This window comes from Burkholderia arboris (assembly GCF_902499125.1).
Taxonomy (GTDB): Bacteria; Pseudomonadota; Gammaproteobacteria; order Burkholderiales; family Burkholderiaceae; genus Burkholderia; species Burkholderia arboris.
On record NZ_CABVPX010000048.1, the window covers coordinates 1 to 18479 of the forward strand.

Annotated in this window: 16 protein-coding genes and 1 tRNA gene; 4 read left to right on the forward strand and 13 right to left on the reverse strand. The window is 63.0% G+C overall.

Translation table 11 applies throughout. From position 1 onward, the window contains the following. Positions 1 to 190 precede the first annotated feature (190 nt). From BLA15945_RS35235 to BLA15945_RS35290, 12 genes are all read right to left on the reverse strand, one after another. Entirely contained in the window at positions 191 to 847 is a 657-nt protein-coding gene (locus tag BLA15945_RS35235) for a TerD family protein (protein ID WP_059233656.1), read from the reverse strand. A gap of 100 nt (positions 848 to 947) precedes the next feature. Next, complete coding sequence (locus BLA15945_RS35240) at positions 948 to 1964, reverse strand: DUF475 domain-containing protein (RefSeq protein ID WP_059233655.1); 1017 nt, start codon at positions 1962 to 1964, stop codon at positions 948 to 950. 43 nt (positions 1965 to 2007) lie between these two features. Further along, positions 2008 to 2748, reverse strand: a complete 741-nt coding sequence (locus BLA15945_RS35245; protein WP_059233654.1) for a VWA domain-containing protein — start codon at positions 2746 to 2748, stop codon at positions 2008 to 2010. 20 nt (positions 2749 to 2768) lie between these two features. Then, positions 2769 to 3866, reverse strand: coding sequence for a toxic anion resistance protein (locus BLA15945_RS35250; protein ID WP_174994529.1), 1098 nt, complete (start codon positions 3864 to 3866; stop codon positions 2769 to 2771). 54 nt (positions 3867 to 3920) lie between these two features. Further along, on the reverse strand, positions 3921 to 4229 hold the full coding sequence (locus tag BLA15945_RS35255) for a hypothetical protein (protein ID WP_174994530.1): 309 nt from the start codon (positions 4227 to 4229) through the stop codon (positions 3921 to 3923). A 33-nt stretch (positions 4230 to 4262) separates the two neighbouring features. After that, the gene (locus tag BLA15945_RS35260) at positions 4263 to 5600 is read right to left on the reverse strand and encodes a virulence factor (RefSeq protein WP_174994531.1); all 1338 of its coding nucleotides are present in this window, start codon (positions 5598 to 5600) and stop codon (positions 4263 to 4265) included. Between the two features lie 47 nt (positions 5601 to 5647). Further along, positions 5648 to 5911, reverse strand: a complete 264-nt coding sequence (locus tag BLA15945_RS35265; protein ID WP_027784933.1) for a PAAR domain-containing protein — start codon at positions 5909 to 5911, stop codon at positions 5648 to 5650. A gap of 9 nt (positions 5912 to 5920) precedes the next feature. After that, complete coding sequence (locus BLA15945_RS35270) at positions 5921 to 7402, reverse strand: virulence factor (protein WP_174994532.1); 1482 nt, start codon at positions 7400 to 7402, stop codon at positions 5921 to 5923. Next, entirely contained in the window at positions 7399 to 9660 is a 2262-nt protein-coding gene (locus tag BLA15945_RS35275; RefSeq protein WP_059233650.1) for a T6SS effector phospholipase Tle3 domain-containing protein, read from the reverse strand. Before BLA15945_RS35275 ends, BLA15945_RS35270 begins: the two co-directional genes overlap by 4 nt. A gap of 23 nt (positions 9661 to 9683) precedes the next feature. Further along, positions 9684 to 12461, reverse strand: a complete 2778-nt coding sequence (locus tag BLA15945_RS35280; RefSeq protein ID WP_059233649.1) for a type VI secretion system Vgr family protein — start codon at positions 12459 to 12461, stop codon at positions 9684 to 9686. 239 nt (positions 12462 to 12700) lie between these two features. Then, entirely contained in the window at positions 12701 to 13114 is a 414-nt protein-coding gene (locus tag BLA15945_RS35285) for a hypothetical protein (RefSeq protein ID WP_059233648.1), read from the reverse strand. Positions 13115 to 13167: 53 nt separating this feature from the next. After that, positions 13168 to 13797 (reverse strand): LysE family translocator, encoded by a 630-nt coding sequence (locus tag BLA15945_RS35290; protein WP_059233647.1) that lies wholly within the window; start codon positions 13795 to 13797, stop codon positions 13168 to 13170. A gap of 349 nt (positions 13798 to 14146) precedes the next feature. Between BLA15945_RS35290 and BLA15945_RS35295 the strand changes: the two genes are divergently transcribed. Together BLA15945_RS35295 and BLA15945_RS35300 are read left to right on the forward strand one after the other, a co-directional pair. Then, entirely contained in the window at positions 14147 to 16327 is a 2181-nt protein-coding gene (locus BLA15945_RS35295) for a TonB-dependent receptor (RefSeq protein WP_174994533.1), read from the forward strand. 57 nt (positions 16328 to 16384) lie between these two features. Then, positions 16385 to 16475, forward strand: a tRNA-Ser gene (locus BLA15945_RS35300). Between the two features lie 241 nt (positions 16476 to 16716). On the opposite strand, the gene BLA15945_RS35305 is transcribed toward BLA15945_RS35300, so the two are convergent. Further along, positions 16717 to 16929, reverse strand: a complete 213-nt coding sequence (locus tag BLA15945_RS35305) for a hypothetical protein (protein ID WP_174994534.1) — start codon at positions 16927 to 16929, stop codon at positions 16717 to 16719. Positions 16930 to 17140: 211 nt separating this feature from the next. On the opposite strand from BLA15945_RS35305, the gene BLA15945_RS35310 reads away from it, so the two are divergent. Both BLA15945_RS35310 and BLA15945_RS35315 read left to right on the forward strand, forming a co-directional pair. Further along, entirely contained in the window at positions 17141 to 17761 is a 621-nt protein-coding gene (locus tag BLA15945_RS35310; RefSeq protein WP_174994535.1) for a DUF2939 domain-containing protein, read from the forward strand. Between the two features lie 99 nt (positions 17762 to 17860). Then, positions 17861 to 18463: a hypothetical protein gene (locus BLA15945_RS35315; RefSeq protein WP_059233644.1), complete on the forward strand. Its 603-nt coding sequence runs from the start codon at positions 17861 to 17863 to the stop codon at positions 18461 to 18463. The last annotated feature ends 16 nt before the right edge of the window (positions 18464 to 18479 follow it).

Sequence of the window (18479 nt, forward strand, 5' to 3'; positions counted from 1 at the left end):
CCTGCGGCGCGGGCCGCTCGGGCGCACGCGCGGCCTGCGCGCCGGCCGCGGGCGGTGCGTCGAACGCAAGACGCCCGGGCGTGCGCCCGGGCGTCGTATCGAACTCGAGCCGCTTCGGCTCATCGGACGGATTCGTCATCGCTGCTTCCTGCCCGGCGCGGCGGTGTTCCGCACGCCGGGCTGCCGCCAGTCAGACCGCGCCGCCGTATGCGCGCACGAAATCGCCGAGGCCGCGGTTGTAGCCGGCGCCGACCGCCTTGAACATGAAGTGGCCGTCGCGGCGATAGAAGCTGCCGACCTGCACCGACGTCTCCATCGAGAAATCCTCCTCGAGTGCGTACTTCGCGATCACGGCGCCCGTCACCTCGTCGGCGATCTGGATGTAGCTGTTGCGAACCTGCCCGAAATTCTGGCGGCGCGCTTCGGCCTGGTCGATCGTCACGACCACCGAGATTTCCTCGACGTCGGCCGCAAGCTTCGTCACGTCGATGAAGATCACTTCGTCGTCGCCGTCGCCGCTGCCGGTGCGGTTGTCGCCGCTATGCACGACGCCCAGGCACTTCGACGCGGGCATCCCGCGCTTAGGGAAATCGTCGCCCGGCTGGATGAAGGTTTCCTTGCGCTCCATCGTGCGCACTTCGCTGTTGTAGAACACGAAGTGCTGATCGGAGATCAGCCTCGGATTGCTTTGCGTGTCGTACTTGCACAGGAACACCGACACGTCGAGGTCGAAGTCCGTGCCCGTGTCCGTTGCGTTCGCGTCCCAACCGAGACCGATGCGGAATTTCTGCGTGCCGGGCGCTTCCTTCGACAGGTTGACGCGACCGCCTTTCGACAAATTGATCATCTGAACCTCTTCTGCTGGAACCGCCGTTGCGCCGGCGGCAATGCCGGGCCGCACGGTGCGGCCCTTCGTTGATGGTGTTCGCGCCGCGCGTGACGCGTGCTTACTCGCCCGCCACCGCGGTGCGGTCTTCCCTGCGCTGCACGACGATCGACGACCATACGGCCGCGGCGATCATCGCTGCGCCGATCAGGCCCGTGACGACCTCGGGCACCTCGAACTTCACGCCGAGGAACATGATCGTTGCGAGCGCACCGATTGCCCAGAACGCGCCGTGCTCGAGAAAACGGTACTGCGCGAGCGTGCCCTTCTTTAGCAGCACGAGCGTCATCTCCCGGATGTAGGCCGCACCGACGCCGAGGCCGAGTGCGATCAGGAAGATGTTGTTCGACAACGCGAACGCGCCGATCACGCCGTCGAAGCTGAACGACGAATCGAGCACTTCCAGGTACATGAAACCCGCGACGCCTTCGCGCACCACGCGCGTGCCCGTCTCCCCGCCGCCGACCAGGTCGCCCACGCCGTGCGCGATCACGAAGCCGATCACGCCGAACGCGCCCGCGAGCAGGAAGCTGACCTGCTCGGCCGCCGGCACGTAGAACGACGCGACGATCACGATCGCGAGCGTCAGCGCCACTTCCAGTGCGGTGATGCGGCCGAGATGGCGCATCGGGCCTTCGAGGAAGCCGATCCAGTGTTCGTCCTTCTCGGTGTCGAGCATGAACTTGAAGAACACCATCAGCAGGAACGCGCCACCGAATGCCGACACCTCGTGATGCGCGGACGTCAGCACGGCCGCGTACTTCTCCGGCGATTCGATCGCGAGCGTCAGCGCATCCCACAGGCCGATGTGGCCGATCACCGCGACGATCAGCAGCGGGAACACGAGCCGCATGCCGAACACCGCGACCGGCAGGCCGAACACCATGAAGCGGTTGCGCCACTTCTCCGACCAGTTCTTGAGCACCGATGCGTTGACGACCGCGTTGTCGAGCGACAGCGAAATTTCGAGCACACACAGGACCGCAACGATCAGCATGTCCTTCACGCCGCCGAGGAGATAGGCCGCGATCAGCGCGAGCACCGTGAGCGACAACGGGATCTTGAAGTCTTTCAACATGATGGGGTAATCGAGTTCGGAAAAATGGGCGTGCGGGCCGCGCTTACTTCGCGCGCACCCAGTCGCAGAATTCTTGCGTGATCAGCTGTTCGTAGATCTGTTCGTCGCTGATGTTCAGCGATTCGAGATGCAGGAAGCCGACGTTCGGCATTTCGTCCGCGATTTCCGCGAGGAAGCCGAATTCGCTCGGATCGCCGACGCCGACGAGCGACCAGTACAGCGGGAAGTGCTGCGACTCGGCCAGCAGCTGGCGCACGCGTTTGCGGTCGTTCTTCGGGTTCTGGCCGTCGGTGACGAACAGTACCCACGCGGGCAGATGGCCATTCGCCGGTGCGGAGGCGGCCGGCGTGGACGGTTCGTCCGTACTGCCGAACAGCCGGCTCAGGAAACCGCGCCTGGCTTCGCGCTTCGGCTCCGGCGCGCGAAAGAAGAAGTCGACGATGTCGTTCATCACCGGCGCGTACTGCGTGCCGCCCCACTTCTCGATCCGTGCTTCGAGCACGTGATCGGAGATGTACGAGCCGTAGTTGTCCGGCGTCGCGGTCGGCAGGCGGTCGTAGCCTTCGGTGAAGGTCCACGTGTCGACTTCGCCGTTGTCGTCGAACTTCAGTGCGATGCCGAGGATCCGGTCGTGCGTCTCCTGGATCACGCCCGACTGGTACAGCGGCTTCGCGGAGCCCGAGATGTCGAGCGCCGCGCCGACACGCACGACGGGCGGCTTCAGGATCTGGCGTTTTTCGAGGACGATCGCGACCTTCGCCGCGCGTTTCTCAAGCGTAATCATGCGGTGTTCTCTCAGTTCTCTCAGTTGTGCTTCGGAGCGAATCGGGTGATCAGGTCCTGTTCGAGCTGGCGCAGGCGCGGCGCGTCCTGTTCGCGCTGGCGCTTGCCGTCGGCGATGATCTGCGTGATGTCGTCGAATGCGCCGAACAGCTGCTGCTGCGCGTATTCGAACGTGTCGGTCGAGATCACCGGACGCTGGCCGAGCTTCGCGACTTCCTGCGCGTTCTGGCGGTTCAGGTCGGCCTGCGCGCGGATCGCCTCGTCGGCCGCGTCGTACGTCGCGTTCGCGAGCGCCGCCGCGCGCTTCGTGCTGAGTTGCTCGAGATAGAGCGCGAACGCGTTGGTCCACGCGGGGATCAGCACGGTCTTGATCGTCATGAACTTCGACGTCAGCGTGCGTTTCTGGTCCTGCTCCATCCGGATCTGCGGCGCGAGCTGCTTCGACATCAGCATCGCGCGGTCGAGGTCGTCGAGCTTGCTTTCGAGTGCGTCGACCTTGCGCTTCACGTCGAGCAGGCGCTGTGCCGCGAACGCATCGTCCGCCGGCTGCTGGCCTGCCGCGAGGTGCGCGCGCAGCGTCGCGAGCGCCGTTTCGCCGTGCGCCTTCGACTGCGCGAGCTCCTGGTGCAGCGCGTAGTTGTCGTTGTACATCCGCTCGAGTTCGTCGATGCCGGCTTTCTGACGCTGCGCATGGTTCTCGAGCTCGACGACGAGCGTGTCCATCCGTTTGCTCACCGACTCGTATTGCGACAGCAGCTTCTCCTTGGTCGAGCGGAACAGCCGCGTGACCTGCGTGAGCAGCCCGCCCTTGTCGGCGCCGCGCGGGTCGAGCCCCTTCGCGGTCGCGATCAGTTCGTTGAGCTTGTCGCCGAACTGGTCGGCATCCGACGCGCGGACACTCGCGAGAATCTGTTGGGAAAAGGCGGCGATCCGCGTGCCCTGCGTCGCGCCGAGCTGGTCGATCTCGTCGACGGTGATCAGGCGCGCGTGCTCCGTCGGCTGCGCGGCCGGCACGACGACGTTCGCGACGGCGGCAGGCACTGCGACGGGTGACAAAGACGGGGTGGAAGGACGATCGCTGACCGCATCGGATTTCTTGTCATCGAATAGCGGCTTCATGTGGCTACCACGTTTCCTTTTCTGCTTTTTGCTACGTGTTGTCGTCGTGCTCTCTCACGGGCGGCAGACGGACAATAAATGGCGACGGTGCGGTGCGTCAAGCGACGCAAATCTTTCAATCGCCATACGCTTTGTAATGTATTCGATGAAAACCTCGATGACGCTTCTGGTGACGCGGGGGCCAATGCCTTGATGGAGCGAGAATCCGGATTTCTCGGGAAGTACCAGCAACGAGAAATAGAAAGTAGTTTGAAAGAATTTGCTTCTCGCTATTCCGCTGATTGTTACAGATTGCTTAACGCCGGAGGGGCGTCGCACCGCATCGGTCGACGGCGTATCCGTCGATGCCTGACGTGCGGACATGCGATGTATTGCGGCAGTCGCCTGCGCCAGGTCCTACTCCGAATAGCCTTGCGACGCTGGACGCGCATCGTGACGACGGCCCCACCACGGCAAATACGCGTTGTTTCCGCCGCGAGCGCGGAACCAGTTCTTGCTGGCGTCGATCGGTGTCAGCTTCGATGGCGCGACCACCACCACTGCTGTCGGATGCTCGGCGTCGGTCGTTCCCGCCACGAGCACGTTTCCACCGAGGTGATTCGCGCGACCGATCGCGAGTGCCACATTGGTCAAGGCCGCACCGGCCCCCATGTCACCGAGCAATGCCGACGTGTTGAAGGTATTTCCGCGAAGGTCGTTTTCCGGCAAGGCTTCCGCGAGTCCTTGCGAGAAGGCCGCAGCCCTTGCCGACGCGGCATCGCTGCCCTTGCCCGCGTCATGAATGACATAGTTCAGCGACGAAACCGTGACGCCGGCATTGCTTGCTGCCGCATCGATAATCGTCGATCTCCACGCATGCGCCGCACGCATTGCATCGTTGCTCCCGTCGAAATCCCGAAGGTTGCCCCGTGCGGCCTTGCCGATCCAGGCGAGCGGCTCTCGTTCGGTCTTCAAACCCGGACCCGCGAGGAACAGCACCACCATGTTTTCGTTGATCTGTTCGTCCTGCGGCGGAAAGCTCGGCGCGTCCCAGTTCATCACCCATGCGCTTTTGTCGGGGTGCGCGGCGAGGTAGTCCAGCGCAGCGTTCAGCGACGTGAAGCCGGCATTGCCCCGACCCGAGGTCACGTGCACATCGGGCGGCGTGTCACGACTCCATAGATCTTTTGCGGAGGGGTTGCCGATTTCATACGCACTCACCATTTCGTCGCGCAAGAACGCTCCGGCAGCTACCGGGTCGAGCCGGCCGGCAGGAAGTGCTAATTCGACACGCACCCCGGCCAGTTCGCGCCACTCTCTCTTGTACTTCGAGCTGACGGTGTAAAAATAGTCCGGGTTCATCACATAGCGCGTCCGAAACAACACAAGAAGTTCGCTAATATATTTCTCGTAGAAACCCACGAACGACTCGCGCCCCCGCGCCCCGTCCGCCACGATAGAGATCGCCTGCAACGTCGAGTATTTTTGGGGATTTGTCCGCACCATATCGTCGTCGACGTTCGGCTTCACCAACCCGAGCGTCCACAGCAATTGCCACTCGGTCGGATAGTCACGGCGCTGCAGCGGATTGAGCCATTCAAGTCCGACTACCTGGGCAACGAACGGCGCGGCAGCCCCCTCTTCGACAGATGGCGCCAGCGCAGTACTCGTCTCGGCCCGCAACGGCGAGACCGACAGAAGTGCCGCCATGGCGAGTGAGACGAATCCAAAGCGTCCGGCAAGAATGCGATACATGAATATTCCTGGTCGAACCGGCCAACGACGGAGGCCGGTTCGACAATTCATTCCCGTCCGGACGACGCCAGACTCGAAATCAGCGTCGCGCCACACGATGTCTTGTGGCCATCGAATGCAGCGGGTTTGCCATCGACGATGACCTGCGGATCGCCTTCGGCGATAAAGCAGGCCTGATGGCCCGCGATCGGGCAGACACACGTATCACCGAGTCGGGCGACCGGCCGCCCCATCACTTCACTGACCGCGCTGCCGGTTACGACCTGCCCACCATGGCTCGTCGCGTCGCCGACTCGAATGATTCCGCGCATGCGTGCTCCTTATTCCGAATAGCCTTGCGATGCCGGACGCGCGTCATGACGGCGGCCCCACCACGGCAAGTACGCGTTGTTCTCCCCGCGTGCGCGGAACCAGTCCTTGCCTGCGTCGATCGGCGTCAGCTTCGAAGGCGCAACGACTACCACTGCCGTCGGATGCTCGGTGTCGGTCGTTCCTGCGACAAGCACGTTGCCGCCGAGGTGATTCGCCCGGCCGATCGCCAGCGCCACATCGGTCAGCGCCGCGCCAGCTCCCATGTCGCCGAGCAACGCCGATGTGTTGAAGGTCTGCGTACGGAAATCGTATTCCGGCAGCACTTCCGTCAGCGTCTGCGACAGCGAGGCAATCCGTGTCGATGCAGCATCGCTGCCCTTGCCTGCGTCGTGCACGATGTAATTCACCGACGACACCGGCACGCCTGCATTGATCGCCGCTTTATCGAGCGTCGACTTCCATGCCTGCACCGCGCGGCTCGCGCCTTGCTTCGCCTCGAAATCCTTGACGTTGCTTCGCGCGGCTTTGCCGATCCACGCAAGCGGCTCACGTTCCGTCTTCAGGTCCGGACCCGCCAGGAACAGCACCACCATGTTCTCGTTGATCTGTTCATCCTTCGGCGGAAAGCTGGGGGCGTCCCAGTTCATTACCCACACGCTTTTGTCGGGGTGGGCAGCCAGATAGTCCAGTGCCGCGTTCAGCGACGTGAAGCCGGCATTCCCCTGGCCCGTCGTCACATGCACATCGGGCGGCGTATCGTGACTCCATAGGTCTTTCGCGGACGGATTGCCGATCTCATACGCATTGGTCATTTCGTCACTCAAGAATGATCCGGCAAGCACCGGATCCAGACGCCCCTTCGGAATGGCGAGCTCGACGCGGACACCAGCCAATTCGCGCCACTCCTTTTTATTATCAGACTTTACCGTATAAAAATAATCAGAACTCGTTACATATCGAGCACGAAAAAGCACGAGCAATTTTCTAACATACTTCTTATAAAACCCAACAAATGACTCACTACCCCATTGACCATCGGCCACAATAGAAATTGCTTGCAACGTCGAATATTTCTTCGGATTTGCCCGAACCATATCGTCGTTGTTGTTCGGCTTCACCAATCCCAGCGTCCACAACAATTGCCACTCTGTCGGATAGTCACGCCTCTGCAGTGGATTCATCCACTCAAGGCCCACCACTTGAGCCACGAAAGGCTTGGACGGCTCTGCCCCCGCACCTGCGGAAGCCGATCCGGCAGCCGGCGCAGCGATCGCTTTCGGTGCTACAAGAACGGTCGTCAACGCCAACACCACAATTGCCAGAAGTCCCGGCAGCAGCACCAGTCGCTTCATCAATTCCCCCAAATTCAATAGCCCACCAGTCGAATCACCGGTCGAAGTCGCCAGTACAAGCGAAACGATAGAGGTTACGATCATCACAACGCATGCCATTCCTACACGACGAGGCCATGTGGCGATGATCGTTCTCACAGAATACCCCCGATCTTCAGGAAAAGCCCTCCATCGCGTTCGTCATATATCTTAGATGGCATCATTGCATCCTTGTCCTTCTTCACCCAATTCTGAAGGAAATCCTTTTTATATTTACCGTACGAGAGATATTCAGAAAATTTCTGACTCGGATGACTGTCATCCAGATCACCGATAAACCTCCAGTCAGCCTCAATGCGAAGCTTATAGAAATCAAGCTCCGTCAGATAGCAAAGACCAATTGCCACATCATAAGCGAGTGCCTTTTCAGCATGGTCCTTGTTGGTCATGATGGTCGAATGGTTGGTGGGGTTATTTTTGTCCCCACCGTTCAGAATCTGAAAAATCTCCTTGTTCCGCCATTCGGTGTAGTCAGCACTTGCTGACTCTGGATTGTCCTCTCCGACTACCTTTCCATCTTTGTCGACCCAGCGGCGATTTCCGGATCTCCGCGCCTCCATACGGAGAATGGAGTGATCCTCGTACCGCTGCGCAGCCTCGGATGCGGCATCCCCCTGCGCTTTCAGCGCGTCGCTTTCGGTCGCAAATTTTTCCGACTTCGTGTCGAAGTTGTCGTATGGGTCGTCATCCCGCTTACCCTCCTTATTGGCATCGCGGCCAGCCGACGGCGGATCGTAACCCTCGTTGAAGCGCCCTTCCTCGATCGGTTTCCCGTGCGCATCACAAGCGCCTGATGGTTTGCCGTAACGCAACGCCTTTGGAAAGAAGCGTGTTTCCTTGTCGAGCATCGGAGCCGTAATCGGGATTTCCCATTCTTTCGGCGGCAGGGCATTGACCTCCATGTCCGACAAGTTGAACAGGTAGAGGGCGGGGCTCGTTACAAACGTGACAAACTTCGCGAACCACCCCTCGTTGGAATGCATGCCTCGCGCAAAACCGTATCGCGCGGGCGGTGACGGGGGATACCAAAACCCCTCCGTTTTGTTCTTGCCACTACGCCAGTCATCCTCCCAATACCGGTATAGCTTATTGTCACCGCCGACCTCGAAATTCGACGCGAACACACGTTGCGAGAAAACACCCCACGCGTTCGTCGCACTGATCTCTTCGATATTCATGCCGCGCCATCCGATCCCTTGAACGGTCAGGGCGGAAATGACCTGATCATGCGGACAGCAATACAGTGTCACTCTTCCGTAGGTATTCTTCTGGTACAACCCGTGCGCCTCCCGGTCCTTGGCTGCGCTATACGGCTTCCCCCCGCACTCCGACGGTCTGGCGTTTTCCATCGCGCGATCGAGATCCTCCGCAGGCATCTCCAGATCGGCTCGAGCGCGCAGGATATCGAAGTACTCCCTCAGCGTTTCCTTGCGGGCGACATAGGTCTCGCGCCCCACGTGTCCGTTCTTGTCGCGTACCCCGCGCTGTGCCCAGGTATCGGTGAAGTTGCTCTCCACCAGGCTGTACGGCGGATTGGCAAGAACATAAGTGTCCGCCACGCAGCGTCCTTTCTTGCCCCACCGGTCCTCCACCTCCGGCAACCGGTCGCCGAGGAACGCAGCGGCAAGACCGATCATGTTTCCCTGGCTGTGGCACACGATCGTGATCGGCACGTCGGCCTGGCGCTTGCGGATCGATTCGACCAGGCGCGCAAGCCGTAGCGCACCCAGCACGCCATAGGTACGCGGCGGCGTCGAATAGATCTTGCGGTTGCCGATCGAATTCATATGCTGGACGGTCAACCAGAGAAAAAGCCGGTCGTGCAACCCGTCGTTCCACAGATCCGGCAGACTCGAACACCCGCCCGCGAACGGCCCGCCGCCCCAGTAATTCTTCTCGTTGAGCATGATCTTGTCGCCATACTCCTTCAGTTCCTCAGCATTGGCGGCATAGCCCCACCGGAAATGAATGACGGGAGAAAAGGACGGATCGGGCTTGATGTACGTCTTCGACGTCATTTCCGGATTCAGGAAGCCGTCGGACGTCAGGCTCTCGATATAGCTGACCGGCGTCATCTGCCCGGCCACTGGCCCGAAATGGAACAGTTGATCGTCATAGCGCCCCATGCGCCGGTTCAATCCGGCGCACAGCCCCTGCTCGGCGTCCTTGAACCATTCGCCCTCAGAATTCACCCCGTGCACGAAGATGACCACACCCGGCAGCGGCATCTGCATCACGCATTCGAGGTCGTTGCGATTGAACAGCGTCGTCCCCGCCCCACCGCCCACCGAAGTCTGCGACGCATCGTCAGCCGACGTTTGCCCGCTCGGGTTCTGCGCAAAGTTGTAGTTGAACATGTTGTTTTTCTTGAAGACTCAGCTCAGGTTCTCGACTTGAAGAAGCGCACCGCCAGTTGTTCGAACTGATCGCTGCTGACCGGCGCCAGCTTGCCTTGCGCATCGGTCTTCCCCTTGATCAACTCGCCCGACGCCTTGCGCACCTCGGCTTCCATGCCCTCGACCGGCTGCCCGTCGGTAGCCCGGACCAGCTTCGGCACGCGCCCCAGCGAGCCCTGGTCGAACTTCGGAAAATCGGCGCTCATGCTCGCCGGCCCGGCCCACGTATGCGACGCGGATTTGACGGTGAAACTCCCCGGACACCCGAGCTCGATATCGCCGCCATGCAGCTTCAGATACGCGCCGCCCGACGTCACGAACACGACCTGCTCGCTGGCCATGCCCGCGAGCTTGCCGCCCCCCGCCGTCATCTGGATGTTCTTCGCCGAGTCGATCTGCGTATCGTCGTTCTGGCTCTGCAGCGCCACCTTCCCCTGGTTGGCGATCGCCGACACGCCTTCGCTGTGTGCGAACATCGCCACGCCATGCCCGGCCTGCAGGTTGATTCGCTGACCGCTCGTGTACTGCAAGTGGTTCTGCGCGACGACGTCGACGTTGCCGCCCGCATGGGTCGTGACGGTCTTCGGTGTCGCCATGCTGATGCCGGCCGGCGCGGTGATGCCGATCGCGGCCATCGACGCGCCTGACGATTCACCGCCGCCGGACGCCTCGCCATTCGGCCAGCCCTTCACCGTGGTCATGAGCGCGTCGTGCGGCTGCGTATCGGGCGCCACGCCCTGGTGCTGGCCCGCATAGTCGCCGAGGCTCTTGAACAGCTCGACGCATTCCTGCATCAATTGCAGATACTCGTCCCGCGCCAGGTGGCCGTCGCTCGCGCGCAGCCGTTCCCACGCCGAAATCAGCATCGCCTTGCCGCTGCGAATCGCCACGTGCGCATCGCTGCGCAACTCGGCGCCCTCGCCGCGCGCCGCACCCTGCCCGTTGTCGCGCGGCTGCGTCAGATAGCCGAGGTTCAGCTGACTGTACGCGTGCTCGCTCGCCAGCTGGCTGCTGATCTGGCCGGGCGTATCGTCGAAGCGGATCTGGTTGTAGCGCTGCCCCTTGATTTCCTTCGTCTTCGTGCCGGACAGGTAACGGTTGCCCGGCAGCGCGCCCGTATGGCTGAAGGTCGCCGGCATGTTCGGCCCGTTGGCCAGCACGCCCATCACGACGAGCCGGTCCGGATCGCCGCCGATATGACCGATCAGCACCTCCATGCCGACGCGCGGCAACGTATTCGCGCCGAAACTCGGCCCGGCGAGCGCGCAGGCGACGCGCACCGGCGCGCTGTCGGACGGCGTGCCGCTCGTGCCGGCGCCCTGCGCGTGCGCATGATCGTCCGCATTCAGCCCCTGGATCCGCACACGGATGCGACCCATTTCATCGCAGAACACCTCCTCGCCCTCCGGGCCAACGACGACGGCCGTCATCGGATGCACGGGTGGCAGGTCGACGTGGGGATCGTAGGCAGGCGTCAGCGGTACGCCGCGCCGCACGCACGAGAACGTGTTCTCGTAGCGCCTGTCGCTCTCATCGCCCGGCTTGCCGCTCACGTCGGCCGGCACCGCGTTGAACAGCACGCGGCTTGCCGCGAACAACGACTGCGCGCGCTCGTTCAGTTCCTTCGGCAGGTTGTTCCGCACGCGATGGTGAAGCGACGTGACGACGAACTGCCGCTGTTCGGCCGGCAAGGTGTCGAGCTGCGGATGCTCGGCAAGCGCAAACCAGTGACCGACGGCCAGATCGCGCACATTGCTCACGCCGTCGACGGATTCGGCACGCAGTTCATGCGCCAGCATCCGGTCCTTGCCGATCCGGTCGAGGTCGGACGACGAATCCCCCGCGTGCGGGATATCGATGACGGCATCAGCCAGCAAATGCCCGAGGTCGTTGCCGCCGTCGCCCTGGTCGACGATCGTCGCCTGTTCGGTTTGCGACATCCGGCCGGTCTTGTAATCCCACGTCGGCCGGACGATCTTGCCCGGGATCAACCGGCGGCTCGTCGCCCACAACGTGATCGAATCGCGTTCTTCCGTAGCGGCGTCGCGGTGGTAACGGATGGTACCGGCGGCCGTGTCCGGCAGCTTCATCGAGTCGTCGGCGAAGACGAGCGTGTGAACCGGCGTGTCATGCGCGTTGCCGCTTGCCCGCTCGCCGGCCTTGCCCGCCTTGACGAATACGGTCGCACCGTCGCGCCGCAACAGCCGCCGGATGAAATGCGCGTCCGACTCGTTGACCTGCCGCGTCAGCTCGCGCGCCGGGTATCGTTCGCCGTGCAGGCCGGACAGGTCGAATTCGAATGCGCCGGCGAGCGCCGGGCTGCGCTGGCGCCACTCCTGAAGCAGCACGCCCAGGATGTCGGGCAGGCTCTTGGAGCGAAACAGCCGCGAATTGGTCCGCCGCTCCATCACGGACAGCACGTCGCGAATCGTCAGCTGGTAGCAGGTCAGCGAACCGTCTGACTGTCCGGTGCGAACGTCGGTGACGATGCCGTTGATGGTGTGGAGACGCCCACGATCGGTCGTCATCTCGACGGAAACCGGCAGCCCGATGAAGCTGCGGATCGGGAGATCGGTCCGCGCGGACACGCAGGTCAGATGCCCGTCGACGCCCGTCATCAACCCTTCGCGGATGTCGGCATACTGAAGCGCAAGCACCTGCTCGAGCGTCTTCTGAGCGGGCCCCCAGTTCATGCGAACCGGCCGATTGTTCTGATCGACCACCCCGGACGCAAACGTGCGTAGCAATTCGGCTGTATTCACAGCGTGACTCTCAGGATTTTGTTTTACTTCGTTATTCGTCGAGCAATCACGCCCGCCGGTCCGTCCTGGGAGTGCCGCTCGTCTGGTTTTCGGCGAGCATAGCAAATTTGTCAGGTTGATGACGGCTTTTTGACAGGATTTAGAATCCTTGTTGCAAGGTCGCCGGCCGGATTCAAAAATTCACAGTCTTTCGAATCGATTCGGGCATCATCCGGCGGCACCCGACCATCGTCCCGGTGTCATCCGCGTACGTGCCGCATGCCCAATCCGGGCAGGACGAACGGCACGGATCGGTCACGAATCGTGAAATCCCATCGCCCGTCGAACCCGACGAACGTCGCGCTGAAATGCCGGTCGTCGGCCCACGTCAGGTCGTCCAGATAGAACGACGCATACATCGCGCCGACCGTGCGCTGCGCGAGCACCTTCAGTGGATCCTTCGACACGAGCGTGAACGTGACGGCTTCCTCGAACGGGCAGTCGTAGTCGGTGACGAGCAGATACGCGGCCGGCGTTTCGAACTGGCGCAACAGCACATAGCCGGAAACGGCGAGCGCGGAACGCACGCCATCGACCCGCACACGCGTGCGCGGCGGCCACGCTTCATACGGCCCGTCGTGCGTCTCGAGCGCGAAGCGATCGACCGGCGTCATCGCCGCACGGCCTTCAGCGTGCCGCTTTCCCGCTGCATCGCTGCATCGCCGCGTCAGTGCGCGGCCTTGCGATACAGGGCAACGTACGCCGCGAGCATCAGCAGCAGCGACCCGCTGACACGGTTCAGCCACTTCTCCCCGGCCGCTTTCCACACGCGGACCGAATGCACGCCCAGCAGCGCGTAACCGGTCATCCCGATCACGTCGATCGCGACGATCGTCGCCGCAAGGATCGCGTACTGCGGCGCGATCGCCTGTGACCGGTCGACGAACTGCGGCAGCAGCGCGGACATGAACAGGTAGTACTTCGGGTTGCTCATCGCGACGAAGAAACTCTTCAGGAAAGCGGTCCGGCGATCGGGCGTCGCGGGTACGCACGCCTGCGCATCGGCAGGGCTGCCGCTCGACATCAGCATCCGGATGCCCACGTACGCGAGCCACGCCGCGCCGAGCAGCTTCAGCGTCACGAACGCCGTTTCGGACGCCTCGAGCAGCACGCCGAGGCCGAACCCGACCAGCGCGACGAGCACGACGTCCGCCGTGACGGCGCCGAGCATCCCGACCATCGCGTGACGCAATCCGTACCGCGAGCCGTTGCTCATCGCGAGCAACACCGTCGGGCCAGGCGTCGCGACGCCGACGGACAGGATCAGGGCAAAGGCGAGCAAGGCGGAGAGCGACATGGCGTGGCGTTCCTTCTGAAGAGAGCGATCCGAGCGGATGGCATCGTCGTTCACCAGCCACGCGGACAGAAATCGACACGCGCGATTTGTTACGACGAATGCGGCCGGTCAATGATCGCATGTTCATCGCGATCCCTGCGCAGCGGCTGAGCGCCGTCGATCCTGCACGGCGACCGCCCGCCTTCCCGAATAGTGAGTCGATCATTTAGTAAACGACAATCATTCGCGTTTACGCTAGACTCCGCCGCTCGATAAAAACCGCGCCCGCGACAGTACGGACGCGCCACGCCGCCCGGATTCCGATTTGCCGCCCTGGGATGGATCACCGACCACATCCGAATTGCGTCCCATGTCGACACTTTCGTTACCCGTCCGGCGTCTCACGCCGATTGCCTTCGGCATTGCGCTCGCCTGTACCGTCCCTGCCGTCGCCCTGGCCCAGCAGGCCACTTCCGCCGCCGGCGCCGCACCCGACGCGGCCGTGCTGCCGTCGATCAACGTGACCGGCGCAGCCGAGCCGCTGCCTGGCGACCTCGCGCCGACCTATGCAGGCGGCCAGGTCGCGCGCGGCGCGGATTTCGGCGTGCTCGGCCGGCAAAAGGCCAGCGACGTGCCGTTCAGCATGACCACCTACACGTCGAAACTGATCGAGGACCAGCAGGCACGCACGCTCGCCGACGTGCTCGACAACGATCCGGCCGTGCGCAGCGCGTCCGGCTACGGCAATTTCTCCCAGGTGTTCGTCATCCGCGGTTTCACGCTCGCCGGCGACGACGTGTCGCTGAATGGCCTGTATGGCGTCACGCCGCGTCAGCTCGTCGAAACCGAGGCGGTCGAGCGTGTCGACGTGTTCAAGGGCGCGAATGCCTTCCTGAACGGCGCGTCGCCGGGCGGCTCGGCGATCGGCGGCGGCGTGAACCTGCAGTTGAAGCGCGCGGACGACAAGCCGCTCACGCGCGTCACCGTCGACGGCGCCACATCCGGTTCGCTCGGCACGCATGTGGACATCGGCCGCCGCTTCGGCAGCGAAGGCCAGTTCGGCGTGCGCGTGAACCAGTCGATCAACGGCGGCGATACGGCCGTCGACGGCGAGCGCCGCCGCGACAACGTGACGGCCGTGTCGCTCGACTGGCGCGGCGACAAGCTGCGCCTGTACGGCGACTTCCTGTATCAGCGGCAACGGATCGACAACGGCCGCCCGGTCGTGCTGATCAGCGGCAACCAGTTGCCGGCCGTACCGTCCGCGACGCACAACTATGCGCAGCCGTGGAGCTTCAGCGAGCTCGAGGACACGATCGGCATCGTGCGCGCCGAGTACGATTTCCTGCCCGCGTGGACGGCCTACGTATCGGCCGGCGCGCGCCATACGAACGAACACGGCGACTATTACACGCCGACCTACTCGTCGTCCGGCACGACCGGCTCGCGCCTGAGCGTGCCGCACAAGGAAGATGCGCAATCGGCCGAAGCCGGCGTGCGCGGGCGCTTCACGACCGGCCCCGTGTCGCACTTCGTGACGGCCGGCGCGTCGTTCATCCGCATCGACAGCCAGTCCGCGTACACGATGTCGAGCGCATTCCCGACGACGCTCTACGATCCGGCGCCGGTTGCGTTCCCGGCGACCGCCTACTCGGGCGGCGACATGAACGATCCGGGCACGATCACGAAGACCTGGCTGCGCAGCTTCGCGGTGTCCGACACGCTCGGCTTCCTCGACGACCGCGTGCTGTTCACGATCGGCGCGCGCCGCCAGTCGATTTCGGTCGACAACTTCGACTACACGGGCGCGGTCACCACCACGTACAGCGACGCGATCACGACGCCGGTATTCGGTCTCGTCGTGAAGCCCTCGCGCAACGTGTCGATCTTCGCGAACCGCAGCGAGGCGCTCGCGCAAGGCGAAGTCGCACCGAACACCGCGCGCAATGCGGGCCAGGCGCTGTCGCCGTTCCGGTCGAAGCAATACGAAGCCGGGATCCGCTACGACACCGACAAGTACGGCGCGTCGCTCGCGCTGTTCCAGATCGAGAAGCCGATGGCGTACACCGATCCGGCGTCGCAGTTGTTCGGCGCCGACGGCACGCAGCGGCACCGCGGCATCGAGACGGCCGTGTACGGCGAGCCGTGGAAAGGCGTGCGGGTGATCGCCGGTGCGACGTACCTCAAGGCGACGCTGCAGAACACGGCGGGCGGCGCGAACGACGGCAACCGGCCGATCGGCGTGCCGTCGTTCCTGTTCAACGCGAACGCCGAATACGATGTGCCGATGCTGAACGGACTCACGCTGACCGCGCGCTGGATCCACACGGGGCCGCAGTACCTGGACGTCGCGAACACGATGTCGATCCATGCATGGGACCGCTTCGATCTTGGTGCGCGATACGCGACGGACGTGTTCGGCAAGAAGACGACATTCCGCGCAACCGTGCGCAACGTCGCCAACAAGGCGTACTGGTCGTCGGCGACCGGCGGGTATCTGACGCAGGGCGAGCCGCGGTCGGTGTGGCTGTCGATGACGACGGATTTTTGACGGGCGCCGAAGGGAGTGGCGGGCTGCCGCCAGAGTTTGCTATACTCTCGGTCTTCCGGAGAGATGGATGAGTGGTTTAAGTCGCACGCCTGGAAAGCGTGTATAGGTTAATCGCCTATCGGGGGTTCGAATCCCCCTCTCTCCGCCAGGATTCAATGCCCGCGCCAGCGGGCATTTTCGTTTCCGGAGAGAAGCGAGCCGATCGTTCGGCCTGCGCGTGGGATTCGAAGGGATTCGCCTGCAAGCGAATCCGCGGCCCGCGCCCGTGTGGGCGAAGCCCCCTCTCCGCCGGCACACGGTAAAAGCGGGCCTCTCGGCCCGTTTTTTTATTTCTCCCTGCGAAAACGCACGCCAATCGTCGGCGCAGGCTGCCCCGACGGGCTCTTGCTTCATTGTTCGCCCTCCCGCCGCGCGTCGTCGAACAGGGTCGAGTGAGCCGCCAATCCGGGTGACGGCACGCCTTTCGTCCACGTCTTCAATTCCGATTCGCCACGCTCACCCGCGCGGGCCACGCAGTTCAACTGCGGTTTCCATCGCGGCAATATCGTTTCAGCCTCGATGCGCCAATTAATCCGCCATTCAAAATCGAACGGCGATCGCATTCCGACGACTCATCCGGCCGCTTGGCACGATACGAGCGCAGCACTGCATCCGACAGGACGATATCTCCCCCACCGCAGGCACGGCCGCCCGTCCAGCCATCATGCGAAACCGCGCAGCGATTCCCCGTGCGAACAGTCAACGCCTCAAACTTTCCGGCGCACGACCGTTAAACTGCTTTCCCGATAAACAATATCGACACACGCCGAGACCATGAAAAAGAAAACACGAATCGTGATCGCAGCAATCGCCATCGCCGCAGGCGTCGCGTCCAGTTACGCGAGCCCATACTTCACGATGTATCAAATGCGATCGGCCATGACGGACAAGGATGCCGACTCGTTTTCGTCGCACGTCGACTTTCCGTCGCTGCGTGAAAGCCTGCGTGGTCAATTCTTGACCATGGTGCAATCGAAAGTGGCGAATTCGCCCGATATGAAAGGCAATTCATTCGCCGGTCTGGGAATGATGGTGGCGATGGGTTTCGCGAATCAGCTCATCGACACGATGGTGACGCCGGCCGGCGTCATGACCATGATGGCCCAGGGGGCGGCCAAACCCGCGCACCCCGCCGGTGTCCCGGCTGCCCCCGCATCGTCTGGCGCCCCGACGGAAGCGACTCACGCGAGTTCCGACAGCGGCGCGGCGCCGCACGAAGCCAACACGGCGCCGAAGGTCGACTATTCGGTACGCTACAAGAACTGGTCGACCGTCACCGCGACTGCGCGGAAAGGAACCGTCGACCAGGTGACGCTCGTATTCAAGCGTGACGGCCTCTGGTCGTGGAAGCTGAGCGGCATCGACCTGCCGATCGACCAGTTCGGTTCGAACTGATCGCCGGGCGTGCGACGCACGGCGGATCCCGAGCGCCGCACGCTAAAGATCCGCATTGATCTGACGATATAGGAGGTTTCGGCTCCGCGAGTCACGTCCATGCGATTCAGCCTGCGGTTCGTCATGACGGCCGGCATCTCGGCCATGCTGTCGGCGTGCGCGACGGTAACGTCCGCCCCGACGATCAGTACCACCGTGGCCGTCACATCGGCTCCGTCATCGCAGAAAGTACTACGCGACGGCGGGTCCGCAACCGACCTGTCGGTCGTCGGTCAGCCTGCGCCGACGTTCCACACGCTCCTTTCCGTTCGCGAATGCGTTGCCGGCAAATGCACCGCCGGCATCGCAAAGCCGGCGGTCGCGGTGACCGTCCAGCGCGTGTCCGAAGGGCAAGCGACCCTACGCTTCGCGGTGACGATGGATATCGCCGGCAGCCAGACGCTGAAATCGCAAACCGGCCAGGCAACGTCGGAAGTGACCCTGTCGATCCCGGCGGGCGCGACGCCGATCACCGATCAGTTTGCCGTTGACCGGGTCGCGACGATCAAGGTGGGCGAGTTTCGGCACGTGGCATTGCCACACGGCATTCGTGCCTATGTCTGCGTCGCGATCCCCAACGCAAACGGCATGACGGATGGAAGCTGCGATGTCGGTCGTGTGCAAACGGCCAAGAGTGCCGAACTCGGGACTTCCGCGCTCTGACCCGCGCCATACGACG